Annotated in this window: 26 protein-coding genes; 15 read left to right on the top strand and 11 right to left on the bottom strand. The window is 73.9% G+C overall.

All coding sequences use genetic code 11. The features are described from left to right. The first annotated feature begins 134 nt into the window (after positions 1 to 134). The 3 genes from murJ to CRP52_RS11985 are packed head-to-tail and all read left to right on the top strand — an operon-like array spanning position 135 to position 2,439. Positions 135 to 1,754: a murein biosynthesis integral membrane protein MurJ gene (murJ, locus tag CRP52_RS11995; RefSeq protein WP_097236386.1), complete on the top strand. Its 1,620-nt coding sequence runs from the start codon at positions 135 to 137 to the stop codon at positions 1,752 to 1,754. Continuing rightward, positions 1,751 to 2,071, top strand: a complete 321-nt coding sequence (locus tag CRP52_RS11990; RefSeq protein WP_097236385.1) for a hypothetical protein — start codon at positions 1,751 to 1,753, stop codon at positions 2,069 to 2,071. Before murJ ends, CRP52_RS11990 begins: the two co-directional genes overlap by 4 nt. Before the next feature lie 14 nt (positions 2,072 to 2,085). Further along, positions 2,086 to 2,439: a hypothetical protein gene (locus CRP52_RS11985; RefSeq protein WP_097236384.1), complete on the top strand. Its 354-nt coding sequence runs from the start codon at positions 2,086 to 2,088 to the stop codon at positions 2,437 to 2,439. 14 nt (positions 2,440 to 2,453) lie between these two features. Here CRP52_RS11985 and CRP52_RS11980 read toward each other — a convergent pair whose 3' ends face one another. Next, complete coding sequence (locus CRP52_RS11980; protein WP_097236383.1) at positions 2,454 to 2,954, bottom strand: GNAT family N-acetyltransferase; 501 nt, start codon at positions 2,952 to 2,954, stop codon at positions 2,454 to 2,456. 74 nt (positions 2,955 to 3,028) lie between these two features. Between CRP52_RS11980 and CRP52_RS11975 the strand changes: the two genes are divergently transcribed. Further along, positions 3,029 to 3,658 carry a response regulator transcription factor gene (locus CRP52_RS11975; protein WP_097236382.1) on the top strand — a complete coding sequence of 210 codons (630 nt, stop codon included), beginning with the start codon at positions 3,029 to 3,031 and terminating at the stop codon, positions 3,656 to 3,658. A gap of 15 nt (positions 3,659 to 3,673) precedes the next feature. Here the strand turns inward: CRP52_RS11975 and CRP52_RS11970 are convergent, their stop codons facing one another. Then, the gene (locus CRP52_RS11970) at positions 3,674 to 4,546 is read right to left on the bottom strand and encodes a transglutaminase-like domain-containing protein (protein WP_097236381.1); all 873 of its coding nucleotides are present in this window, start codon (positions 4,544 to 4,546) and stop codon (positions 3,674 to 3,676) included. Positions 4,547 to 4,627: 81 nt separating this feature from the next. Next, positions 4,628 to 5,641 (bottom strand): GNAT family N-acetyltransferase, encoded by a 1,014-nt coding sequence (locus CRP52_RS11965; protein ID WP_441349056.1) that lies wholly within the window; start codon positions 5,639 to 5,641, stop codon positions 4,628 to 4,630. Positions 5,642 to 5,771: 130 nt separating this feature from the next. On the opposite strand from CRP52_RS11965, the gene fdxA reads away from it, so the two are divergent. Then, positions 5,772 to 6,098, top strand: coding sequence for a ferredoxin (gene fdxA, locus CRP52_RS11960; RefSeq protein ID WP_030061559.1), 327 nt, complete (start codon positions 5,772 to 5,774; stop codon positions 6,096 to 6,098). A 20-nt stretch (positions 6,099 to 6,118) separates the two neighbouring features. Continuing rightward, a complete protein-coding gene (dapC, locus tag CRP52_RS11955; protein ID WP_097236379.1) occupies positions 6,119 to 7,267 on the top strand; it encodes a succinyldiaminopimelate transaminase in 1,149 nt (382 codons plus the stop codon). Positions 7,268 to 7,368: 101 nt separating this feature from the next. Here the strand turns inward: dapC and CRP52_RS40440 are convergent, their stop codons facing one another. Both CRP52_RS40440 and CRP52_RS11945 read right to left on the bottom strand, forming a co-directional pair. Continuing rightward, positions 7,369 to 8,187: a hypothetical protein gene (locus CRP52_RS40440; RefSeq protein ID WP_306458926.1), complete on the bottom strand. Its 819-nt coding sequence runs from the start codon at positions 8,185 to 8,187 to the stop codon at positions 7,369 to 7,371. Between the two features lie 307 nt (positions 8,188 to 8,494). Beyond that, entirely contained in the window at positions 8,495 to 9,568 is a 1,074-nt protein-coding gene (locus tag CRP52_RS11945; RefSeq protein ID WP_121174303.1) for a hypothetical protein, read from the bottom strand. A 318-nt stretch (positions 9,569 to 9,886) separates the two neighbouring features. Here CRP52_RS11945 and dapE point away from each other — a divergent pair, with 318 nt between their 5' ends. Beyond that, positions 9,887 to 10,963 carry a succinyl-diaminopimelate desuccinylase gene (gene dapE / locus CRP52_RS11940; protein WP_097236378.1) on the top strand — a complete coding sequence of 359 codons (1,077 nt, stop codon included), beginning with the start codon at positions 9,887 to 9,889 and terminating at the stop codon, positions 10,961 to 10,963. Between the two features lie 112 nt (positions 10,964 to 11,075). Beyond that, entirely contained in the window at positions 11,076 to 11,885 is an 810-nt protein-coding gene (locus CRP52_RS11935; RefSeq protein WP_097236377.1) for a TIGR00730 family Rossman fold protein, read from the top strand. Positions 11,886 to 11,946: 61 nt separating this feature from the next. On the opposite strand, the gene folP is transcribed toward CRP52_RS11935, so the two are convergent. Beyond that, entirely contained in the window at positions 11,947 to 12,759 is an 813-nt protein-coding gene (folP, locus tag CRP52_RS11930; RefSeq protein ID WP_179853045.1) for a dihydropteroate synthase, read from the bottom strand. A gap of 181 nt (positions 12,760 to 12,940) precedes the next feature. Here folP and CRP52_RS11925 point away from each other — a divergent pair, with 181 nt between their 5' ends. After that, positions 12,941 to 13,387, top strand: coding sequence for a DivIVA domain-containing protein (locus tag CRP52_RS11925; protein ID WP_097236376.1), 447 nt, complete (start codon positions 12,941 to 12,943; stop codon positions 13,385 to 13,387). Next, positions 13,384 to 14,004: a DNA-3-methyladenine glycosylase I gene (locus CRP52_RS11920; RefSeq protein WP_097236375.1), complete on the top strand. Its 621-nt coding sequence runs from the start codon at positions 13,384 to 13,386 to the stop codon at positions 14,002 to 14,004. The genes CRP52_RS11925 and CRP52_RS11920 overlap by 4 nt, the downstream gene beginning before the upstream one ends. Before the next feature lie 13 nt (positions 14,005 to 14,017). Here the strand turns inward: CRP52_RS11920 and CRP52_RS11915 are convergent, their stop codons facing one another. Beyond that, complete coding sequence (locus CRP52_RS11915) at positions 14,018 to 14,818, bottom strand: enoyl-CoA hydratase-related protein (RefSeq protein ID WP_097236374.1); 801 nt, start codon at positions 14,816 to 14,818, stop codon at positions 14,018 to 14,020. 299 nt (positions 14,819 to 15,117) lie between these two features. Between CRP52_RS11915 and CRP52_RS11910 the strand changes: the two genes are divergently transcribed. Beyond that, a complete protein-coding gene (locus CRP52_RS11910; RefSeq protein WP_014137929.1) occupies positions 15,118 to 15,285 on the top strand; it encodes a DUF3117 domain-containing protein in 168 nt (55 codons plus the stop codon). 136 nt (positions 15,286 to 15,421) lie between these two features. Here the strand turns inward: CRP52_RS11910 and CRP52_RS11905 are convergent, their stop codons facing one another. Continuing rightward, positions 15,422 to 16,054: an O-methyltransferase gene (locus CRP52_RS11905; RefSeq protein ID WP_097236373.1), complete on the bottom strand. Its 633-nt coding sequence runs from the start codon at positions 16,052 to 16,054 to the stop codon at positions 15,422 to 15,424. Between the two features lie 288 nt (positions 16,055 to 16,342). Between CRP52_RS11905 and sigE the strand changes: the two genes are divergently transcribed. From sigE to CRP52_RS11885, 4 genes are all read left to right on the top strand, one after another. Further along, a complete protein-coding gene (gene sigE / locus CRP52_RS11900) occupies positions 16,343 to 17,074 on the top strand; it encodes an RNA polymerase sigma factor SigE (protein WP_097240025.1) in 732 nt (243 codons plus the stop codon). Next, positions 17,071 to 18,090, top strand: coding sequence for a zf-HC2 domain-containing protein (locus CRP52_RS11895; RefSeq protein WP_097236372.1), 1,020 nt, complete (start codon positions 17,071 to 17,073; stop codon positions 18,088 to 18,090). Before sigE ends, CRP52_RS11895 begins: the two co-directional genes overlap by 4 nt. 159 nt (positions 18,091 to 18,249) lie before the next feature. After that, the gene (locus tag CRP52_RS11890) at positions 18,250 to 18,684 is read left to right on the top strand and encodes a sec-independent translocase (protein WP_097236371.1); all 435 of its coding nucleotides are present in this window, start codon (positions 18,250 to 18,252) and stop codon (positions 18,682 to 18,684) included. 255 nt (positions 18,685 to 18,939) lie between these two features. Then, positions 18,940 to 19,608 carry a hypothetical protein gene (locus CRP52_RS11885; protein WP_179852765.1) on the top strand — a complete coding sequence of 223 codons (669 nt, stop codon included), beginning with the start codon at positions 18,940 to 18,942 and terminating at the stop codon, positions 19,606 to 19,608. 93 nt (positions 19,609 to 19,701) lie between these two features. Here the strand turns inward: CRP52_RS11885 and CRP52_RS11880 are convergent, their stop codons facing one another. From CRP52_RS11880 to CRP52_RS11870, 3 genes are read right to left on the bottom strand one after another with little or no spacing between them, the layout of a single operon-like run. Continuing rightward, on the bottom strand, positions 19,702 to 20,862 hold the full coding sequence (locus CRP52_RS11880) for an Mrp/NBP35 family ATP-binding protein (RefSeq protein ID WP_097236370.1): 1,161 nt from the start codon (positions 20,860 to 20,862) through the stop codon (positions 19,702 to 19,704). Between the two features lie 56 nt (positions 20,863 to 20,918). Further along, the gene (locus tag CRP52_RS11875; protein ID WP_373560555.1) at positions 20,919 to 21,494 is read right to left on the bottom strand and encodes a DUF1003 domain-containing protein; all 576 of its coding nucleotides are present in this window, start codon (positions 21,492 to 21,494) and stop codon (positions 20,919 to 20,921) included. A gap of 49 nt (positions 21,495 to 21,543) precedes the next feature. Further along, positions 21,544 to 22,842 carry a magnesium transporter MgtE N-terminal domain-containing protein gene (locus tag CRP52_RS11870; RefSeq protein ID WP_097236369.1) on the bottom strand — a complete coding sequence of 433 codons (1,299 nt, stop codon included), beginning with the start codon at positions 22,840 to 22,842 and terminating at the stop codon, positions 21,544 to 21,546. Between the last annotated feature and the right edge of the window lie 64 nt (positions 22,843 to 22,906).

The raw sequence follows: 22,906 nt of genomic DNA, 5'->3' as shown, positions 1-22,906 counted from the left end.
CATGCCACCGGGGCCGGATCCGTTCCTTAAACGGGCTTCAGCTTTCTCAGCCTCGCTTCAGGGGTGCTGACGCATGCTCTCGCCGATCTCGCCGGCCTGTTCGGGCCGGCGCCCGCAGCGGGAGGAGCTGGCGGATGACCGTTCTCCAGGAAGTGCGGCCGGTGCCGGTGCGGCCCGTCCCTCCCGTTCCGTCGGCCTCTCCCGGCGCGGCCGCCCGGCACCGGAAGCCGCGGGGGGCCGTCCCGCCCGGCCTGGTGATGGCGGCGGGCACGGTCGTCTCGCGGGCCACCGGCTTCGTCCGCTCGGCGGTCCTCGTGGCCGTCCTCGGCTCGGGGGTGCTCGCGGACGGCTACACCGTGGCCAACACCGTGCCCAACATCCTGTTCGTGCTGCTGATCGGCGGCGCGCTGAACACCGCGCTGGTGCCCCACCTGGTGCGCGCCGCGAAGGAGTCGGCGGACGGTGGCGCGGCGCACCTCGACCGGCTGGTGACGGTGCTGGTCGCCGCCCTGCTGGCGCTGACGGCGTTGGTGGTGCCGGCCGCGCCGCTCGTCGTCCGGGCCTACACCTCGTACGGGGGCGCGCAGTTGGAGCACACCGTGCTGCTGGCGTACCTGTGCTTGCCGCAGGTGTTCTTCTACGGCCTGTTCACGGTACTGGGCCAACTCCTCAACGCCCGGCGGAGGTTCGCGCCGATGGCGTGGGCGCCGGTGCTCAACAACCTGGTCGTGATCGGGGTGTTCGGCGGCTACGTCGGCCGACCGGCGCTGTCCGCCGCGGACCTGACCGTCCTCGGGGCCGGAACGACGGCCGGTGTCGTCGCGCAGAGCCTGGTGCTGCTGCCCTGCCTGCGGGCGGCCGGGGTGCGGCTGCGGCCGCGCTGGGACTGGCGGCAGGCCGGGCTCGGCGAACCCCTGCGGGCCGCCGGGTGGACGCTGCTGCTGGTGCTGAGCGACCAGGTGAGCTACTGGGTGGTGACCCGGCTGTCCACGCTCGCCGGCGAGCAGGCCGCGGCGGCGGGGCTGCCGGGTGTCGGGTACACCGCGTACAGCAGCGCGTACCTGCTGTGGATCGTGCCGCACGGCGTGGTCACGGTGTCCGTGGTCACCGCCGTCGTCCCCGCGATGAGCGCGGCGGCCGACAGCCCGCGCGCCGTCCGCTCGCTGCTGACCCGGACCGTCCGCACCGTCGGGGTGGCCACCGTCCCGGCGGCCTGCGCGCTCGCCGTCCTCGCGCCGCAGCTGTGCGACCTCGCCTTCGGCCACGGCCGGACCGACCCCGCCGATGTCCGGGCGATCGCCGGCATGCTGGCCGCCTTCGCGCCCGGCCTCGTCCTCTACTCGGCCTCGTACGCCCTGACCCGCGCCTTCTACGCGCTCGGCGACAGCCGGACGCCCTTCCTGCTCAACCTGCTGCCCGTCGCCGCCACCGCGCTCGGCGCCCTGCTCTGCCACCGGCTGCTGCCGCTGCGCTGGGCCGTCACCGGGATGGCCGGCTGCTACGGCGCCTCCTTCCTGCTCAGCTGCACGGCCGCCGGACTGCTGCTGCGCCGCCGACTCGGCCCGCTGCGCGTCCTGGCCGTCCACGCCAGGCCGCTCGCCGCCGCCCTGCCGGCCGCGGGCGCCGCCTGGTGGACCGCCCGCTACGGCCTGCTCCCCGCCGGCGCCGTGCTGGCGGCCTGCTACCTGCTCCTCGCCCGGCTCCTCCGCATCGACGAACTGTCCGCCCTCACCACACGATTGCGCCGCTCATGACTCAGCTGCCCGATGACATCGCCCGTACCCTCGACGTCCTCCTCCCGGAGGGCCACCCCCTGCGCGCCCAGGTCCCGCACCTGCGGGTGGAGTCCCGCTGCCGCTGCGGCTGCAGCACGGCCCTGTTCGCCGGGGTGGCGGACGGCGCGCGCTCGGAGGTGGTGGCCGAGGCGGCCATCGGCTCCGACGGCGAGGTCCTGCTGTTCGCCGACGAGGGCCGGCTCTCCTGGCTGGAGGTGTGCTCCTGGACCGACCCCAAGCTCACCCTCGCCGACGTCGCCCGCTTCCTGCGCGGGGAACCTGCCGGGCCGAGCTGATCGTTCGTCCGACCATGACCACTGTTCTCGTCCTCGGCTTCGACCCGCACGCCGTCCCAGGCATGGACGGCGACGGCCTGCGGGCCGTCCTCGACGCCGAACTCGCCCGCTTCGCCGAGCACGGCATCGACGCCGCCATGACCTTGGTCGCCCCCGACGCCACCGCCGAGCCCGCGATCATCGCTGCGCTCGCGGGGCGCGCCTGGGACGTCGTCGTCATCGGCGGCGGCATCCGCAAGCCCGAACCGGCGCTGCCGTTCTTCGAACTCGTCGTCAACCTCGTCCGGCGCCACGCTCCCGGGGCCGCCATCGCCTTCAACACCAGCGGCGCCGACAGCGTCGAAGCCGCCCGGCGCTGGCTGGAGTAGCCCGGCTGGTCCGGCTATGCCGAGGGGCGGAGGTCGGTGAGGTCGCGGCGGTAGGCGAGGCCGGGCCGGCCGCCAAGGCGGCACTCGTGCCTGAACCGGAAGCCGTTGTGGGCGAGGACGGCCCGGGAGGCGGCGTTGTCGACAGTGGTGGCGGCGGTCAGCGCGGTCAGACCGTACGCCGCGGCGGCGAGCCGGCAGACCTCGGCGACGGCGGCCCGCGCCAGGCCGCGGCCGGCCGCGGATTCGGCGATGCGGTAGCCGAGTTCGGCGCTGCCGTCGACGAGGTCGATCAGGTTGACCCGGCCGACGACCCCCCCGTCCGCGCCGCGGATGACGTGGAACCGGCAGACACCCTCGGCCTGTTCGGCGAGGAGGGCGGCGTGGCGGGCGGCGAACTCGGCGAAGTAGGCGTCGCCGCGGTCCGGGATGCTGCGCGCGAAGTAGGCGCGGTTGGCCCGTTCGAAGGCCAGCACGGCCTCGGCGTGGTCGGGGCGGAGGAGTTCCAGCGTCGACATCCGGCCAGTCTGGCGCGGGGAGCAGTCGCGGACCACCGAAATACCCCGCCGCGGACACGCCCTAAGGTCGTGGCATGAGTGACATTCAGAACGGGGCCTCGATCCGCGTGCTGCTCGCCGAGGATCAGGGGATGGTCCGGGAGGCGCTGGCCGCGCTGCTCGGGCTGGAGGGGGACATCGACGTCGTCGCGCAGGTCGGGCGCGGGGACGAGGTGGTGGCGGCGGTGCTGGCGAACGACGTGCAGGTCGCCGTGCTGGACATCGAGATGCCGGGGATCACGGGCATCGAGGCGGCCGCCGAGCTGCGCCGGCGGGCGCCGGGCACCAAGGTCGTCATCGCGACGACCTTCGGCCGCCCGGGCTACCTGCGCCGGGCGATGGAGTCCGGGGCGGACGCGTTCCTGGTGAAGGACGCGCCCGCCTCCGAGCTGGCCGAGGCGATCCGCCGGGTGCTGCGCGGCGAGCGGGTCATCGACCCGGCGCTGGCGGCGGCCGCGCTGGCCGAGGGCGCCAACCCGCTGACCCCGCGCGAGCGGGACGTCCTGGGTGCGGCGGCCGACGGCGCGGTCAACGCGGACATCGCCAAGCGGCTGCACCTGTCCGAGGGGACGGTCCGCAACTACCTGTCGATGGCGATCCAGAAGACCGAGGCCCGCAACCGGACCGAGGCGGTGCGGATCGCCCGCGAGAAGGGCTGGCTGTAACGCTGCGGACGGCCGTCAGTTGAGCCGGTGCCGCGCCGCCCGCGCCTCCTGGCGGACCTTGGCGGCACCGTCCGGGTCGAAGGCGTCCAGGATCTGCGCGTACGCGTCCATCTCGGCCGAGCCGCCGAGGAAGTCCCCCGTGCGGACGAGGAGCTCGGCCCGTTCCAGGCGGAGCTGGGCCGGGTGCCGGGGGAGCAGCAGGGCGAGTTCGGTGGCCCAGAGCTGGGTGCGGGCGTGCTCGGGGCGATCGGCGGCCCAGGCGCGGATGTTGCCGAGCACCCGCAGCACGATGTCCAGCGGTTGGGCCGGGGTGAGCAGGTCGGGCGTGAACTCGACGCCGGCGGCGGCGACCAGGCCCTGGACGTCCTCCTGGTCGAGCAGCCGCCCGCCGTGGAACGGGTCGGCCAGGACGTACTCGTCGCCGCCGGCCGGGCCGCCGACGGCGACGATGAAGTGGCCGGGCAGCGCGATGCCGTGGATGCTGAGCCCGGCCCGCCGCCCGACCGCCGTCCACACCAGCGAGAGCATGATCGGCAGTCCTCGTCGCCGCCGCAGCACCTCCGGCAGCAGCGAGGACTCCAGCCGCCGGTAGTCCGCCTGGCGCCCGTGGAAGCGCTCCCGCCCGCCCAGGACGGCGGCGAGCAGGGCGGCGGTCTCCTCCGGCCCGGCGGGCGCGCGCTCCGCGACGGCCTGCCGTACGGCCGCCGCGTGCCGGTCCAGCGCGGCCTCGCAGGCGGCGAGCAGGGCGTCCACGCCCGGCGGTTCGCCGGGGTCGCCCGGGTCGAGCGCCGGGCGGTGTTCGGCGGCGGCGAGCAGGCAGAGCAGCACCGGGTCGGGCTGCTCGGCGCGGGCGGCGGTCCGGAAGCGGTCTCTGCTCTGCTCGGTCACGGTGACGGCGACGGCTTTCGTACGGCGAACGGAAAGGACGAACGGACAAGACGGACAGGAAGGGCGGAAACGACCCGACCGCTACCCCTGGGGAAGGAGGGCGTAGTGGTAAGTGTGACTGGTCGTGAAGCCGAGTCCGTCATAGAGCGCGATCGCCCCCGCGTTCTCCGCCTCGACCTGCAGGTATCCGCCGCTCGCCCCCTCCTCCGCCGCGCGCGAGGCGAGCACCGCCATGACCGCCGTCCCCAGCCCGGCCCGCCGGGCGTACGGCTGGACCTCGACCGCACCGAAGCAGGCCCAGGGCCCGTCGATGACACAGCGTCCGATCGCCAGCGGCGGCTGCCCGGGTGCGCCCGGCACGGAGGCGAACCAGACCGACGGACCGCCGTGCAGCACCTGCCGGGCCGCCGCCTCCACCGCCGGGTCGCCGCTCACCCGCCGGTACGCCGACAGCCAGGCCGCGTCGGCCGTCCGCGCCAGCCGGACCCGGTCGTGCCCGGAGCCGGCCCGGGCGAGCCCGGCCAGCGGGACGGTGCGGACCAGGGTGGGCGCGTACCCGGCGCCGAGCCGGTCGAGTTCGGACCGCAGCGCGTCCGGCGACCCGGGGGTGACCACCTCGACGTACGCGGGCAGCCCGCGCTGCGCGTACCAGTCGCGGACGGCCGCCAGCGCCTGCGGCAGCGGCGCGCCCGGGTCGCCGAGGGCCTGGACGGAGTTGGCCCGCCGGGTGAACCCGGCCGCGGCGCGCAGCGTCCACTCGCCGAGCGGCTCCTGCTCCACGGCCGGCCAGCCGCGCCCGGCGATCCGCTGCAGTTCGAGCGGCGTGGCGACCGGCAGCGGAGCGCGCCGGGCCGGGAACGGCGGCACGACCTTGCCCGCGACCAGCAGCTTCTCCGGGAAGGAGACCGGTTCGCCGGAGCGGGGCACGATCGTCAACCCGTGTTCGTCCCACGATGTGAGCACGCCGATCGAATCGCGGAAGACCGGACGGTCGTCCACGAACTCCGACAGGCGCCTGACGGACACGCGTCGTCCCACGTCAGAGCGATCTATCCGGACCTCCGGACGGTCGCCCGCGGGGTTCCCGGTCGTCACTTGACCACCTCCTGTGCATTTGCGGTCTCCGACCCGCGATACTAGGGGCGGGCATCGACGACGCCGCGCTCACCGCGCACGCGAGCAGAACAGAACGGGCCGCCAGGCCCTTCCGAGGAGGAACGACAGCGTGACCTACGTCATCGCGCAGCCTTGTGTCGACGTGAAGGACAAGGCGTGCATCGAAGAGTGCCCGGTTGACTGCATCTACGAGGGCGAGCGATCGCTCTACATCCACCCGGATGAGTGTGTCGACTGTGGCGCATGCGAGCCGGTCTGCCCGGTCGAGGCGATCTTCTACGAGGACGACACTCCGGAGGAGTGGAAGGACTACTACAAGGCGAACGTCGAGTTCTTCGACGACCTGGGTTCGCCCGGTGGTGCCTCGAAGCTGGGCCTGATCGAGCGTGACCACCCGTTCATCGCCGCTCTGCCGCCGCAGAACGCCGACCACTGACGATCGGTGGCTACCAAGCTGTGAGCACCAACAGCACGCGCGCGCCGTTCCCGGGCCACCCGGGGGCGGCGCGCCGCGTTTCCGACCGGCTCCCCGTCTTCCCCTGGGACAAGTTGGAGCCGTACAAGAAGACCGCGCTGGCCCACCCGGGTGGCCTCTGCGACTTCTCCGTCGGCACCCCGGTGGACCCGGTCCCCGAGGTGATCCAGAAGGCGCTGGCCGCGCACACCGACACGCCCGGCTACCCGACCGTCTGGGGCCCGCTGGAGCTGCGCGAGGCGATCGCCGGCTGGCTGCACCGCCGCGTCGGCGCCGGGATCGGCCCGCAGGCGGTCCTGCCGACCGTCGGCTCCAAGGAGCTGGTGGCCTGGCTGCCGACCCAGCTCGGCCTCGGCCCCGGCGACCAGGTCGCCTACCCGCGCCTGGCCTACCCGACCTACGAGGTGGGCGCGCGCCTGTGCGGCGCCGAGCCGGTCGAGTACGACTCGGTGGACGAGCTGGACGGCTCCCGGGTGCGCCTGCTCTGGGTGAACTCGCCGTCCAACCCGACCGGCCGGGTGCTGGCCGCGGACGAACTGCGCCGCGCCGTCGAGTGGGCCCGGGAGCACGGGGCGCTGCTGGTCAGCGACGAGTGCTACCTGGAGCTGGGCTGGGAGGCCGACCCGGTCTCCGTCCTCCACCCGGAGGTGTGCGGCGGCGGCCACGAGGGCCTGCTGGCCGTCCACTCGCTCTCCAAGCGCTCGAACCTGGCCGGCTACCGCGCCTCCTTCGTCGCGGGCGACCCGGTGGTGGTCAAGGAGCTGCTGGAGGTGCGCAAGCACGGCGGCATGATCGTGCCCGCCCCCGTGCAGGCGGCGACCGTCGCCGCGCTCGCGGACGACGCGCACGTGGCCGAGCAGCGCGAGCGGTACGCAGCCCGGCGCTCGGCGCTGCGGAGCGCACTGGAGGCGTACGGCTTCCGGATCGAGCACTCGGAGGCGAGCCTCTACCTGTGGGCGACCCAGGACCGCCCGTGCTGGGAGACCGTGGCCGAACTGGCCGGGCTGGGCATCCTGGTGGCGCCCGGCGACTTCTACGGGCCGGCCGGCGAGCGCTTCGTCCGGGTCGCGTTCACCGCGACCGACGAGCGGGTCGCGGCGGCGGTGGAGCGGCTGAACGGGGCACGCTGACCGGCGTACGGCGACCGCACGCCGAAGGGGCTGGTGTTCCGCGGAGGAACACCAGCCCCTTCGGCATGAGGACGGCCGCGCGGGCCGCCCCCGGCGAGGGCCTAGAGCGGGAGGCCGCTGATGCTGCCGCCGTTGACGCCGTTCAGCAGCCCGCCGACCGGGCCGAGCGCGCCGGTCAGGCCGGACAGCGGGTTGTTCGGGCCGAGGTCGGCGCCGCCGAGGCGGTTGGCCGAGCCGTGCTCGGCCAGGCCCAGGACGTCGGTGCCGGGCGCGCCGGCCAGCGTGTGCTCGACCGAGCCGAGCGGCAGCGCACGCTCCACCGAGCCCAGCGGCAGGGCGTCGGTGACGGCGTTGGTGCCGGGGACGGCACCGGAGAGCTTGTCGGCGCCCGGCAGGGCCTGGGCGACGGAGCCCGCCTGGGCGACGGAGCCCGCCTGGGCGAGCCCGCCGACCGGGCTGCTGCCGGCGTTGGCGCTGCGGTTCTCCGCGCCCTTGCCGGTGACGGCCTCGCCGAGCTTGCCGGCCAGCGCCGAGGCGACCTTCGGGGTGACGGCGGAGAGCTGGCCGGTGGTGGCGGCGGTCTGGTCGACCGGCGCGGTCAGCGAGCTGGCCTTCTCGTTCGCCTCGGGGAGCTGGTGGGCGATGATGTTGCCGGCCGCGTCGGCGGAGGCCGGTACGCCCGCGGCGACGGTGGCCGCACCGGTGGTGCCGGCGGCCTGGCCGAGCTGGTGGGTGGTGTGCTGCAGGGTGGAACCGGTGTCGGTGTTGGTCAGCTGGCCCAGCGGCGCCGCGAGGTCGCTCTTGGGCAGCAGGGCGTCCCCGCCCAGTGCGGACGCGGAGCCGGCCGCGACCAGCGGGGTCGCTCCGGCGGCCACGACGAGCGCGGCCTGGGCGATCCGGCGCGTGAGGGGGTGAGACATGGGGCTCCTCGAAGGGGGTCTGGGTCCGTCCCGTCCGCCCGCGAGCGACCGGGTGCGGACGACCGGGCGGACGAGGTTGTTACCGCTTGAGAAGCCAGAAGGTTTCGGCCGGTGCAAGGAAAGTGTCTGACCGACGATCGGATCGTATGACTGCCGCGAGGGCGCCTGCCGGGCCCCGCCGGGCGGCGCCGAACCGGTCGCGGCCAAGGGAAGTGACGGTTCTCCACCGCGGGTCGCCGGAATGGGGGTCGGGTCCACCGGGGTTGACCGGAATCACCCGTCCGGCGGCAACCCGAACGTCTGTGCGTCAGCTCTTGTCGGACGGCGCCAGGGTGACCTGGACGAGCTTGGTCGAGGTGCCCGAGGTCTGCGACTGCCAGCCGTCCCCGGACGTGCTCTTGCGCCAGATCTTCCCGTCGTAGGCCACCGTCGCGATGCCCAACTGCTGGGCCTGGGCCACCGCCCAGTGCGCGACCTCCCAACCGCTGGCCCGCTCGGCGCTCACCCCGCCGTCCGCGCCGGAGTCCGACGAGGAGGTCAGCGCGGCGGTCGCCGGGTCCGGGGTCAGCGAGACCGCGTTCTCGGCCCCCTTGATCGTCGAGGCGTACCCGGTGGCCGGCGTGACCGTACGGCCGAACTCCCGGCGCACCCGGTCGGCCAGCACCTGGGCCCGGTCCGGCACCGCGGCCGGGGTGGCCGAGGCGCCCGCGGCGGGGGCGCCCGCCGTCGGGGAGGCGGAGTCCGCCGGATCCGGCTTGGCGTAGTCGTGCACGATGCAGGAGAACGAGGCGGGCTCACGGCCGGCCAGTGCCGACGTCAGCAGGGTCGCCTTGGTCTCGTGCTTGGCGTAGGCCTGCGGGTAGCCGCTCTTCTGCACCGCCTGGGCGGCGTCGGTCAGCGGCAGCCGGGTGTAGCCGGGGACCTTGACCAGGCCGTCCAGGAACTTGTTGGTCGCGTACACCGGGTCCGAGATCTGCGCCGGGGTGCCCCAGCCCATCGAGGGCCGCTGCTGGAACAGGCCGATCGAGTCCCGGTCACCGCCCGCGAGGTTGCGCAGCTTGGACTCCTGCATCGCGGTCGCCAGCGAGATCGCGGTCGCCCGGTCCGGCAGGCCGCGCGAGCGCGCCACCGCGGCGATCGTCGCCGCGTTGGCGGCCTGCGGCAGCTCCAGGGTGCCGTTGCCGGCCGCGGTCTTCACCGTGCAGCCCTCGGACTCGCCCGGCTTGAAGCCGAACCACCAGATGCCCACGACGGCCAGACCCGCGACCAGCGCGAGGCCCAGCAGCCCGACGATCACCAACAGCAGGGCGCGCAGCGGCCCGCGGCGACGGGCGGGCTCCGTCTCGTCGCCCAGCTCCTCGCTGCTCCTTCTCCTGGCCACCGTCGCCCCTCTCGCACCTGCTCCTTGATCCGACACCGTACCCACTCGGACGGATGTGCGGCGCCCCCCGGTTGCTGCTATTCGCGCCGCTCGCCCTGTGATCCTGCTCGGGGCGGGATTCGCGCCGCTCGCCCTGTGATCCTGCTCGGGGCGGGATTCGCGCCGCTCGCCCTGTGATCCTGCTCGGGGCGGGATTCACGCCGCTCGCTCTGTGATCCTGCTCGGGGCGGGATTCACGCCGCTCGCTCTGTGATCCTGCTCGGGGCGGGCCGCCTGCTGGCCCCCCGGGGTGTACGGCCCGCGGACTAGGCTGGCGCCATGAGCAGCCCGAATCCGACGCCCCTGGACCTCACTCTCGACGGCGGCACGCTGACCGCCCGGCTCGTCGACTTCCCCTCGGTGAGCGGCGACGAGCAGGCGCTCGCCGACGCCGTGGAGGCCGCCCTGCGCGCCTACCCGCACCTCACCGTGGACCGGTACGGCAACAACGTGGTCGCCCGCACGAACCTCGGCCGCGACGAGCGGGTCGTGCTCGCCGGCCACCTGGACACCGTGCCGATCGCCGACAACCTGCCCTCGTACGTCGAGGGCGACCTGCTCTACGGCTGCGGCACCTCGGACATGAAGGCCGGCGTGGCCGTCCAGCTGCGGCTCGCCGCCACTCTGCCCGAGCCCAACCGCGACCTCACCTTCGTGTTCTACGACTGCGAGGAGGTGGAGGCCCACCGCAACGGCCTCGGCCACCTGGTCAAGGAGTACCCGGAGTGGCTGGCCGCCGACTTCGCGGTGCTCATGGAGCCCAGTGGCGGCATGGTCGAGGGCGGCTGCCAGGGCACCCTGCGGGCGCAGGTCCGGCTCACCGGCGTGCGCGCCCACGCGGCCCGCAGCTGGCTCGGCGACAACGCCATCCACCACGCCGCCGAGGTGCTGACCCGGCTGGCGAACTACCAGCCGCGCCGGGTGGAGATCGACGGCCTGGAGTACCGCGAGGGCCTGAACGCGGTGCGGATCGACGGCGGCGTGGCCGGCAACGTGATCCCGGACGAGTGCGTCGTCACGGTCAACTTCCGCTACGCGCCGGACCGCAGCGAGGCGGAGGCGGAGAAGCACGTGCGCGAGGTCTTCGACGGCTTCGAGCTGACCGTGACGGACTTCGCCGCGGGCGCTCTGCCCGGCCTGTCCCAGCCGGCCGCGAAGGCCTTCCTGGCGGCCACCGGCGGCCAGGCCCGGGCCAAGTTCGGCTGGACGGACGTCGCCCGGTTCAGCGCGCTGGGCGTCCCGGCGGTCAACTACGGCCCCGGCGACCCGAACCTGGCGCACAAGCGCGAGGAGTACTGCTCGCTGAGCGCCATCGCGGAAGCCGAGGAGCGGCTGCGCGCCTGGCTGACCAGCTGAGTCCCCACCCCGGGAGGCTGATCCGATCAACGGTCGAACGCCATCTTCCGGTTGCCCAAGCGACCTTCCCCCGTTTCCTGAAAACGGGGGAAGGCGGGCGTAGGGTTTCGTCATGACAGGCACAGGAGACGAGAAGCACTACGGACACGGCCCCGAGCAGGTCGGCGAGCCGCGGAAGAAGAAGGCCTGGCCCGAGAAGCAGAAGGGCCCGGTGCTGGTGCGCCGGGACCAGGTCGGCACGAGCACCACGGACCAGCGCCTGCTGGACACCACGGGCCCCACCGACTGGCTGCACACCGATCCGTGGCGGGTGCTGCGGATCACCTCCGAATTCGTCGAGGGCTTCGGCGCCCTCGCCGAACTCCCGCCCGCGGTCAGCGTGTTCGGCTCCGCCCGGACCCCGGCCGACTCGCCCGAGTACGAGGCCGGCGTGGCCATCGGCCGGGCCCTCGCCGAGGCCGGCTACGCGGTGATCACCGGCGGCGGCCCGGGCGCCATGGAGGCCGCCAACCGCGGCGCCTCCGAGGCCGGCGGCCTCAGCGTCGGGCTCGGCATCGAGCTGCCCTTCGAGCAGGGTCTCAACGAGTTCGTCGACCTCGGGCTGAACTTCCGTTACTTCTTCGTCCGCAAGACGATGTTCGTGAAGTACGCGCAGGGCTTCGTGGTCCTGCCCGGCGGCCTCGGCACCCTGGACGAGCTGTTCGAGGCGCTCACCCTGGTGCAGACGAAGAAGGTCACCCGCTTCCCGGTGATCCTCTACGGCACCGCGTACTGGGGCGGCCTCTTCGAGTGGCTGAAGAACACCCTGGTCGCGCAGGGCAAGGCGGCTCCGCACGACCTGGAGCTTTTCCACATCACCGACGAGGTCGACGAGGTCATGAAGATCCTCGCCGACGCCCGCCGGCCGGTGAACGAGATCTAGCGGCCTCCCAGGCCCTGGCGGCCTCCCACGCCCGGCGCGAGCCGAACGTCAGGAGGGCAGCTCACGCCAGCCCCCGGCGGGCTACCGCCGGGGGGCGGGTGCCCCGGATCGAGGCGACCATGTCCAGCACCTGCCGGGTCTCCGCGACCTGGTGCACCCGGTAGACCTGCGCGCCCAGCCAGGCCGAGACCGCCGTGGTCGCCAGGGTGCCGAGCAGCCGCTCGTCCACCGGCTTGTCCAGGGTCTCGCCGACGAAGTCCTTGTTGGAGAGCGAGACCAGCACGGGGAAGCCGGTCGCGGTCATCTCCGGCAGCCGCCGGGTGGCCTCCAGCGAGTGCCGGGTGTTCTTGCCGAAGTCGTGCCCCGGGTCGATGATCACCGCGTCCCGCCGCACGCCCAGCTGCACCGCGCGCTCGGCCAGGCCGACGGTCACCCGCAGGATGTCCGCCATCACGTCCTCGTACCCGGTCCGGTGCGGGCGGGTCCGCGGCTCGACGCCGCCCGCGTGGGTGCAGACCAGCCCGACGTCGTGCCGGGCGGCGACCTCGGCGAGCTTCGGGTCGACCCCGCCCCAGGCGTCGTTCAGCAGGTCCGCGCCCGCCTCGCAGACCGCCTCGCCGACCTCGTGCCGCCAGGTGTCCACGCTGATCACGGCGTCGGGGTGGCGCTTGCGCAGCTCGGCCACGAACGGGACGGTGCGCCGCAGCTCCTCCTCGACCGTGACCTCGTCGCCCGGCCCGGCCTTCACCCCGCCGATGTCCAGGATCGCCGCGCCCTCGGCCATCGCGCGGTCGGCGGCGGCGAAGGCGGCCTCGTCGGCGAAGGTGGCGCCCTTGTCGAAGAAGGAGTCCGGGGTCCGGTTGACGATCGCCATGATCACCAGCTCGTCGTCACCGAATTCCCGCGGTCCCAGGCGCAGTGCCACCGATGTCTCCTCCAGAGCTCCTGCGGGTGCGATGATGGCCCCCGGCCTCACTAGGGGACCATGCTGTCATGATCAGTCTGGTTCCCCGGCACGTGGACGAGGACCGGCCGGGAGTTCGGGAGGACAGCTCGTGTTCTGGGTGATCGTGGTCGCCATGGCCGTGGTGGTCGGCGGCGCCGCCCTGGTGGCGCTCGGCGGGGGCGGCTCGATGCCGGAGGCGGTACCCGACCGCATCGCCGCGCGGCTGCCGCAGGACCGCCCGCTGGGCAAGGCGGACGTGGACGAGCTGCGCCTGCCGATGGCCCTGCGCGGCTACCGGATGGACGAGGTGGACGACGTCCTGGACCGCCTCGGCGCCGAGCTCGCCTACCGGGACGCGCGGATCGCCGAACTGGAGGCCGCCGCCCACCTGCGCGGCGCGGTCGAGGCGACCAACGGCCCCGACCCGGCAGCCGAACCGCTGCCCGGCCTGGAGCAGTTCGCCAAGGTGGTCGAACCGGCCGTCGCACTCACCAAGCCCTCGGCCGAGCCGTCGGCCCCCGCGCCCGAGGACGCGAAGCCGGTGAAGGACCAGTGACCGAGCCCGCCGTCGCCGGTGCGGTGCTCGGCGCGGACGGCCTGCTCCGCTGCGCCTGGGGCGACTCCACCGACGACTACCGGATCTACCACGACACCGAGTGGGGCCGCCCGGTGCACGGCGACGACGCGCTGTTCGAGCGGGTCTGCCTGGAGGCCTTCCAGTCCGGGCTGTCCTGGCTGACCATCCTGCGCCGCCGCGAGGGCTTCCGGGCCGCGTTCGCCGGCTTCCGGATCGCCGAGGTCGCCGAGTTCGGCGAGACCGACCGGGAGCGGCTGCTCGCCGACGCCGGGATCATCCGCAACCGGGCGAAGATCGACGCGGCGATCGCCAACGCGCGGGTCGCCCGCGAGCTGGAGGGCGGACTGGATGCGCTGATCTGGGGGTTCGCCCCGGAGCCGGGCCGGCCGGCCCCCCGCGCGCTGAGCGAGGTGCCGGCCGTCACGCCCGAGTCGACGGCACTGGCGAAGGCGCTGAAGAAGGCGGGCTTCCGCTTCGTCGGCCCGACCACCGCCTACGCCCTGATGCAGGCCTGCGGCCTGGTGGACGACCACCTCGCGGACTGCCACGTCCGCACCGGCATGCAGGGTCAGGTGCAGAGCCGGGGCCGGGCCTAGGCCGTCAACCGTCCTAGCGGCCCACGTACTTGGGCTTCTCCTTGGCGATGAAGGCGCGCACCGCGATCCGGTGGTCCTCGCTCTCCCCGGCCAGGGTCTGCAACTCGTCCTCCTTGTCCAGGAGTTCGTCCAGCGAGTGCGAGGCGCCGTACGCCAGCGAGGCCTTGACGGCGCCGTACGCGACGGTCGGGCCCTCGGCCAGCTCGCGGGCGAAGACCCGTGCGGTGGCGGCGAGTTCCTCGGCCGGGACCACCTTGGTGGCCAGGCCCAGCTCCATCGCCTCGGCGGCCTTGACCGTCCGGGGCAGCATCAGCAACTCGGTGGCCTTGGCGTGCCCGACGAGCCGGGGGAGCGTCCAGGAGGCGCCCGAGTCGGCGGTCAGGCCGATCCCGGCGAAGGCGGTGTTGAAGCCGGCCCGGTCGGACAGGATCCGGAAGTCGCAGGCGAAGGCGAGCGAGGCACCCGCGCCGGCCGCCACCCCGCCGACCGCGGCCACGGTCGGCTTGCGCATCCCGGCCAGCGCCCTGGTCAGCGGGTTGTAGTGCTCGGCGACGGTCCGCAGCGCACCTTCGCCGGTCTCCTCGGCCTGCTTCAGCATCGCCAGGTGCTCGTTCAGGTCCTGCCCGACGCAGAACGCGCGCTCGCCCGCCCCGGTCAGCAGGACGGCCCGGACCTCCGGGTCCTCGGCCGCGGCGGTCACGGTGTCGCGCAGCGCGACCTTGGTGGCCACGTCGAGGGCGTTCATCGCCTCGGGGCGGTTGATGGTGATGACGGCCAGGCCGCCGTCCAGCTCGTACAGCACGGAATCGGACATGGGCGAGGGCTCCCCGGTGGTCGTCGTGGTGTCGGTGTCGTGTGCCAGGATGCCGGAGCACGCGGTGGCCTGGGGAGTGTGAGGTATCGCACCTTCCCGTACGGCCCGTACCGCCGCCACGCCGGGGCTTATGACGCGAATTGCCACGGTTGGGGGCGGTCCGGCCGAGGTTGCACCGAGAGTGATGTTGGTCATCAGCCCGTGGCATGCGGGATAATGGCTTCCGATCAATGCGTTCGATACCGGCGGTGGACGGACTGCCGGTGCGTAGCTGAGCGGTTGCAGGAAGGGGAACGAGCATGGCGGCCATGAAGCCGCGGACGGGTGACGGCCCGCTCGAAGTCACCAAAGAGGGGCGGGGCATCATCATGCGCGTTCCGCTCGAAGGCGGCGGACGCCTCGTGGTGGAGCTCACGCCTGACGAGGCCGACGCCCTCGGCGAGGCCCTGAAGAAGGCCTGCGGCTGACCGCAGCGGGTGCTCACCATCTCCTGGAGATGCGCTGCCGGGCCCGGGTACGACGTCATGTCGGCCCGGGTCCGCGCGTTTTCCGAGGCCCCGGGAAGGCCCGCCGGGCACGTCGGGAAGGCCCGCCGGGCACGTCCTAACGCTTGACCGCGCAGAGCAGCCCGTCCGAGACCGGCAGCAGCGCCGGCAGCAGGGCCTCGCTCTCCCGGACGTCCCGGACCAGGTCCCGGACCGCGCCGGTCTGCGGGTCCTGCAGTTCCGGCTCGGCCAGCCGGCCCTCCTGGAAGACGCCCTCGAAGCAGACCATCCCGCCCGGCCGCAGCAGTCGCAGCGACTCCAGCAGGTACTCGCGGGACTCGGCCGGGTCGCCGTCGCAGAACACCAGGTCGTACTGCCCGTCGGCGAGCCGGGGCAGCACCTCCAGGGCCCGGCCCGGTATGAACCGGGAGCGGTTGGCCGCGAACCCGGCCGCGTGGTACGCCTCGCGGGCCAGCTGCTGGCGCACCGGCTCGGAGTCGACCGTGGTCAGGACGCCGTCCGGCCGCATCCCGCGCAGCAGGTAGACCCCGGACACCCCGGTGCCGGTGCCGATCTCGGCCACCGCCTTGGCGTCCAGGGCGGCCGCCAGCAGCCGCAGGCAGGCCCCGCCGCTCGGCCCGATCGCCCGTATGCCGGTCCGCGCGGACTGCGCCCGGGCGTAGGTGAGCACGGCGTCCTCGCCCACGTAGGTGTCGGCGAGGGCCGCGCGCGCGGGCCCGAACTCGCTGATGGCTGCCTCTTTCGGAGCCCCGGGTGGCGGCCCGGTGCCGGGGGATGTCGATATTTCCTGCCACAGATTACTGGCCGGGCGGGAACCGCGTACGGCGGCGGGCCGTTGTCATCTCGGACCGGGTACGGGAGACCTCCCGGGCACTTTTATCCGGGCTTGACGGGTGAGGTGGATATGGTGGTGGCCCTGCTGGGCAGAAGAGCCGACCGAGGAGGTGTGGCCGAGGGCGACGTCCCCGTGCGGCGGCACTCCCGCGGCACCGCGTCGGCCCGTACGCCGAAGCCCGTGATGAACCAGCCTGCGCACTCCGATCTGGACCAGCCCGCCGCCGAGACGCCGGCTGCCGGTACCACCGAGGCCCCCGCCCTCGCGACCTTCGCCGAGGGCCCCGACGCGCAGACCTGGACTCCGCCCAGCTGGGAGGAGATCGTCGAGGCGCACAGCGCCCGCGTGTACCGGCTCGCCTACCGTCTGACGGGCAACCAGCACGACGCCGAGGACCTCACCCAGGAGGTCTTCGTCCGGGTCTTCCGTTCGCTGTCCACCTACACCCCCGGCACGTTCGAGGGCTGGCTGCACCGGATCACCACCAACCTGTTCCTGGACATGGTCCGCCGCCGCCAGCGCATCCGCTTCGACGCGCTCGGCGAGGACGCGGCCGAGCGGCTCGCCTCCCGCGAGCCCAGCCCGGCGCAGCACTTCAGCGACACCCACTTCGACGCCGACGTCCAGCAGGCCCTGGACACCCTCGCCCCGGAGTTCCGCGCCGCCGTGGTGCTCTGCGACATCGAGGGCCTGTCGTACGAGGAGATCGCCGCCACGCTGGGCGTCAAGCTCGGCACCGTCCGCAGCCGCATCCACCGCGGCCGCTCGCACCTGCGCGCCGCACTCAAGCACCGTGCCCCCGGCTCGGCCCCCGGCCGTGAGCGCCGCGGCGGCTCGGAGGAGCCGGTGCCGGTCGGCGTCGGCGCGGTGGAGGTCGCGGTCGCGCCCGGTGGGCGCGGACGGAGGCGATCGTGAGCGGAACCAGCCGGTCCGGCTCGGACCGGTCGGACTCGTCCGGCCGGTCCCTGAACCGGCGGGGCTGGGCCCTGCCGGGTCGTCGCGGTACCGACGAACCCGGTGAGCCCGTGCTGCCCGCGCTGGCGCTGCCCGCCGACACGGCCCTGCACGCGCTGCCCGTACGGCCCGCCGAGCCCGCCGCAGAGGAGCACCACCTCGGCGAGCGGCTGTCCGCCTTCCTGGACGGCGAACTCGGCCACGACTCGCGCGAGCGGGTCCAGGCCCACCTGGCGACCTGCCCGCAGTGCCTCGCCGAGGCCGACGAGGGCCGCGCCGTCAAGCACCTGCTGACCGGCACCGGCACGCCCGGCCCGTCCTCCTCGCTGATGGCCCGGCTGATGGCCGTCGGCAACCTCCCCGAGGACGGCCCGGCGGACGGCGGCTGGCCGCCCGGGCACGGGCGCCGCGATGACGACGACGACCTGCCCGGCGGCGGGGTCGCCGCCACCGGCACGCTCGGCGGCAGCCGGCTCACCGGCGGCTCCTTCGGCCGCGGCGCCGGGGCCTCCTTCGGCGCGGGCGCGCTCGGCGCGGACACCCCGGTGCCCGGGGTCGACCCGCGCGCCTTCGGGCGCGGCACCGGGCTGCGGCCGCTGATGGGCCGGCGCTCCGCCCGCCCCGAGCCCGCCGCCGGACCGGACCGGGCCGCCCGGCCGCAGCCGGCCGCCACCGCCGTCCGCACCCCCGCGCGGGGGCGTCGCCTGGTCTTCGCCGCGGCGGGCGCCTTCTCCGTCGCCGCGGTCACGCTCGGCAGCGTCGGCGGGCTCAGCCCGCAGGGCGAGGACCGGCACGGTACGACCGTCAGCCCGGCCGGCGGCAACGCCGGTACCGGCCGGGGCGGCCTCGTCCCGATGAACGCGCAGGTCCCGGTGGACTTCCCCGGCCGCCCGATCGCCGCGACCCGCGAGGCATCCCCGCCGTCGTCCCCGGAGCGCCCCGGCGGCGTCGCCGCCCAGCGCCAGCAGATCCGCTAGCGCCCGTCCCGGAGCGCCCCCGGACAGGCAGCCTCCCCTGGCTCGACGCACCCGGCCACCGGCAGGTCTTTACCACGGCTTCATCGCAGCGTGGACCAGGGACTCGCCGGTGGCCATTACCCTGATAGGAACCGTCGTCCGACGAGCTAGGGAGCAAAGGTGTTCAGCGATGTAGGTGGGCTGGAGATCCTGACCCTGATCGTGATGGCGATCATCATCTTCGGTCCGGACAAGCTGCCGAAGCTGATCCAGGACACCATGGGCTTCATCCGGAAGGTCCGCTCCTTCGCCGACAACGCGAAGGAGGACATCCGCAGCGAGCTCGGCCCCGAGTTCAAGGACTTCGAGTTCGAGGACCTCAACCCCAAGACCTTCGTCCGCAAGCAGCTCATGGGCGGCGACGAGGACCCGCTGGGCCTCAAGGACATGAAGGACTCGCTGGACATCCGCTCCGTCCTGGACGACAAGCCGGCGGCGCCGGTGAACGGCCGCAGCGGCAGCGTCAGCTTCGAGAAGTCCGCCCCGGCGCCCGCCTCCGCCGGGGCCCCGCTAACGGCCGGCGAGCGCCCCCCGTTCGACCCCGACGCGACCTGACCGGCCCCTGACCGCCGCCTGAGCGGCACCTGACGGGGGCTCCGGTACGACGCCCCGGCAGCACGCCACCGCCCCGCCCGGCCGCCCGGCTGAGCGGGGCGGTGGCGTGTGCGCCGCTATTGTGCTGATTGTTCCCGCTGAGCCGTCCGTCACATTCCGCGCCGTCATGGCCCGGGACCGGCCCCCGGGAACGCCGCGGTACGCCACCATGGGAGCGCGCCACGGCAGGCGACGTGCGTTTGAGGAGGCCCGGGGATGGACGCGACGAGTCAGGCGGGAGGGGCGACGGTCACGGCCGGCGGCCCGGTGGTCGGCGGACAGGCCGGCCCGGCGGACCCGCTGGTGCCCTACCTGTCCGCGGACTTCCCCTGGTACGGGCTGGACGAGGGCTGGACCGGCCGCCGCTACCTGATGCAGGCCGGCGCCGGCGGCCGGGCCGCGGGCAGCGTCGACTACGGCTCGCTCGGCCACGGCGACGAGCCGGCCAAGCAGTACGAGCCGCGCGACATGCGCAAGTTCGCGGCCGTGGTCACCATGGCCCGCCGGGACAGCCGCCGCAGCGCCGACAACACCGGCACCCTGGAGGCGACCTCCGCGTCCTCCGCCGCCTGGCTGGCCGGCTCCGGCCTGCTCGCCGCGACCTGGCCCGGCCAGCTGGACCGTACGCTGCGCCAGGACTGGCTGGACCAGCAGAGCAGCCTCGCCTGGGACCTCGCCGACGACCTGGCCGGCCCCGGCTGGTCCACCCTCAGCCTGCCGGTCAACGGCCTGCCGCAGCCCTTCCGCTACCGCGAGTCCGAGTACGGCTGGGTGCTGGCCGGCGAGGCCCCCGGCGTCCTGCTCGGCGCCTACGGCCGCGGTGTCAGCGCCTACGGCATCGGCTTCTGCACCGTCCCCGACCTGGCCGCCTACACCCGGCCGTAGGGCCCGCAGCCGAAACACAGGGGCCGGTGATCCGTGGATCACCGGCCCCTGCCGCTGCTCGCCTCAGCCCTGGGGGCCGAGCCGATCACCGGATCAGAACTTGTTCTTGGGCGTCAGTCCGAGCGACATCCCGGACAGCCCGCGCTGGCGGCCGCCGAGCTTGCCGGCCACCGCGCGCAGGGCGGCGCCGGCCGGGGAGTCGGGGGCGGAGAGCACGACCGGGCGGCCGTCGTCGCCGCCCTCGCGCAGCCGGACGTCGATCGGGATCGAGCCGAGCACCGGGACGGTCGCGCCGACCGTGCGGGTCAGCGCGTCCGCGACGGTCTGGCCGCCGCCGGTGCCGAAGACGTCGATCATCTCGTCGCAGTGCGGGCACGGCATGCCGGACATGTTCTCGATGACGCCGACGATCTTCTGGTGGGTCTGCACGGCGATGGTGCCGGCCCGCTCGGCCACCTCGGCGGCGGCCATCTGCGGGGTGGTGACGATCAGGATCTCCGCGTTGGGCACCAGCTGGGCCACCGAGATCGCGATGTCGCCGGTGCCGGGCGGCAGGTCCAGCAGCAGCACGTCCAGGTCGCCCCAGTACACGTCGGCCAGGAACTGCTGGAGCGCGCGGTGCAGCATCGGGCCGCGCCAGACCACCGGGGCGTTGCCCGGGGTGAACATGCCGATCGAGATGACCTTCACGCCGTTCGCCTGCGGCGGCATGATCATGTCCTGGACCTGGGTCGGCCGGCCCTCGACGCCCAGCATGCGCGGCACGCTGTGGCCGTAGATGTCGGCGTCCACCACGGCGACCTTCAGGCCGTCCGCGGCCATCGCGGCCGCCAGGTTGACCGTCACCGAGGACTTGCCGACGCCGCCCTTGCCGGAGGCGACGGCGTAGACCCGGGTCAGCGTGCCCGGCTTGGCGAACGGGATCTCCCGCTCGGGGGCGCCGCCGCGCAGCAGCTGGGAGAGCTCCTTGCGCTGCTCGTCGCTCATCACGTCGAGCTCGACCTCGACACCGGTCACGCCGGGGATCCTGCCGACCGCCTCGCGGACCCGGGTGACGATGGTGTCGCGCATCGGGCAGCCGGAGACCGTCAGGTAGACCGCGACGCGCACCGCGCCGCCCTCGGCGATCTCGACCGATTTCACCATGCCGATCTCGGTGATCGGGCGGTTGATCTCCGGGTCGTTGACGGTCGCCAGCGCCTGGCGTACGGACTCCTCCGTGACGCCGGCCGCGACCTCTGTCTCGTTGGCCATGCCTTGATGGTACGGCGCCGGGCCAACCGGTTGACCCGTCGGTAGCGTGCCGCGGATCACAGCGGCTCGGGGGCCTCCCGGCGCTCCTCGATCTCCCTGAGCAGGGACTGCAGTTCGGAACGGATGAAGTCACGGGTGGCGACCTCGCCCAGCCCGTGCCGCAGGGCCGCGACCTCGCGGGTCAGGTACTCGGTGTCCGCGATGTTGCGGTCGCTGCGGGCCCGGTCCTGCTCCATGTTGACCCGGTCCCGGTTGTCCTGGCGGTTCTGCGCCAGCAGGATCAGCGGCGCCGCGTACGAGGCCTGCAGCGACAGCGCCAGGGTCAGGAAGATGAACGGGTACTCGTCGAAGCGCACGGGCGCCGGCAGCAGCGTGTTCCACGCTATCCAGATGACGACCACCACCGTCATCCAGACGATGAACCGCCCGGTTCCGAGGAAGCGGGCGATCCGCTCGGACAGGACGCCGAAGGCCTCCGGGTCGTAGGAGGGCAGCGAGAGCAGGCCGGGCCGCTCGGTGCGCGGCTGGTCGAGCCGGGTGCGACCGGTGCCGGTGATCGGGGCGGTGTCCGTGCGCCGCTCCCGGCTGCCCGCGCGGGTGCGCAGCTCGCGGAGCTGGCGCAGCTGCCGCAGTTCGCCCTGGAGGCGCCGGCGCGCGGAGTCGTCCGGCCTGCCGTTGCGGTCACCGTCCACCGGTCACCCCTTCCCTCTCGTCGTGCCGGGTGTCGTCGTCGGCGTGCAGCGCGACGTCGCGCCAGTCCTCCGGCAGCAGGTGGTCGAGCACGTCGTCGACGGTCACCGCGCCGAGCAGGTGGTCCATCTCGTCCACGACCGGCGCGGCGACCAGGTTGTAGGTCGCCAGGTAGCTGGTGATCAGCGACAGCGGGGTGTCCGGCGGCAGCGGGTCCAGGTCGTCGTCCACCAGCGAGCCGACCAGCACGTACGGGGGTTCGCGCAGCAGCCGCTGGAAGTGCACGGTGCCCAGGTAGCGGCCGGTGGGGGTCTCGTTCGGCGGGCGGCAGACGAAGACCTGGGCGGCGAGGGCGGGCTTGTGGTCGCGGACCCGGATCCGGGCCAGCGCCTCGGCGACCGTCGCATCCGGCTCCAGGACGACGGGCTCGGTGGTCATCAGACCGCCGGCGGTGTCCTCCTCGTACGTGAGCAGGCGGCGCACCGGCGCGGCCTCGTCCGGCTCCATCAGCTGGAGCAGCCGCTCCGCCTCGTCGCCGGGCAGTTCGGAGAGCAGGTCGGCGGCGTCGTCCGGGTCCATCGCCTCCAGGACGTCGGCGGCGCGCTCCTCCTGGAGCTTGCCGATGATCTCGACCTGGTCGTCCTCGGGCAGCTCCTCCAGGACGTCGGCCAGCCGCTCGTCGTCCAGGGCGGCGGCGACCTCGGCGCGGCGCTTGGCGGACAGGTGGTGCATCACGCTGGCGAGGTCGGCGGGGCGCAGCTGCTCGAAGGTGGCGAGCAGGTTGGCGGCGCCCTGGTCCTGCTCGGGCAGCGCGAAGCCGGTGACGTCCTGCCAGTCCAGGGTCAGCCGCTCGCCCTTGCCCTTGCGCAGCCGGCCGGCCCGGCCGAGCTGGACGAAGACCTTGCTGATCTCCCACTCGCGCAGCCGGGTCTGCACCATGCCGACGTCCAGCACGGTGACGTCCTCAGCGGTCTTGGACCAGGTGACGGTGCGGTCCAGCAGCTCGGCGAGCACCAGGGTCTCGGACGGGCGCTGCTCGAAGCGGCGCAGGTTGATCACGCCGGTGGTGAGCACCTGGCCGGACTCCAGGCTGGTGACGCGGGTCATCGGCAGGAAGATCCGGCGCCGGCCGACCACCTCGACCACCAGGCCGAGCACGCGCGGCGGACGGCCGCCGAGCCGCAGCGAGACGACGACGTCCCGGACCCGACCGACCTGGTCGCCGTTCGGGTCGAAGACCGCGAGGGCGGAGAGGTGGGAGATGAAGACCCGGGTGCCTGGCCCTGCCATGGACTCCCTCGACTCGTTCGACGCCGTGCGTGGTGCACCGGGCACTCGCGGCCAAGGCTACCCG

The sequence above is a fragment of the Streptomyces sp. 1331.2 genome (assembly GCF_900199205.1).
In the GTDB taxonomy this organism is placed as follows: Bacteria; Actinomycetota; Actinomycetes; order Streptomycetales; family Streptomycetaceae; genus Kitasatospora.
Note: the sequence above shows the minus strand (reverse complement) of the source record. Positions and strands in the feature narration are given on the sequence as shown.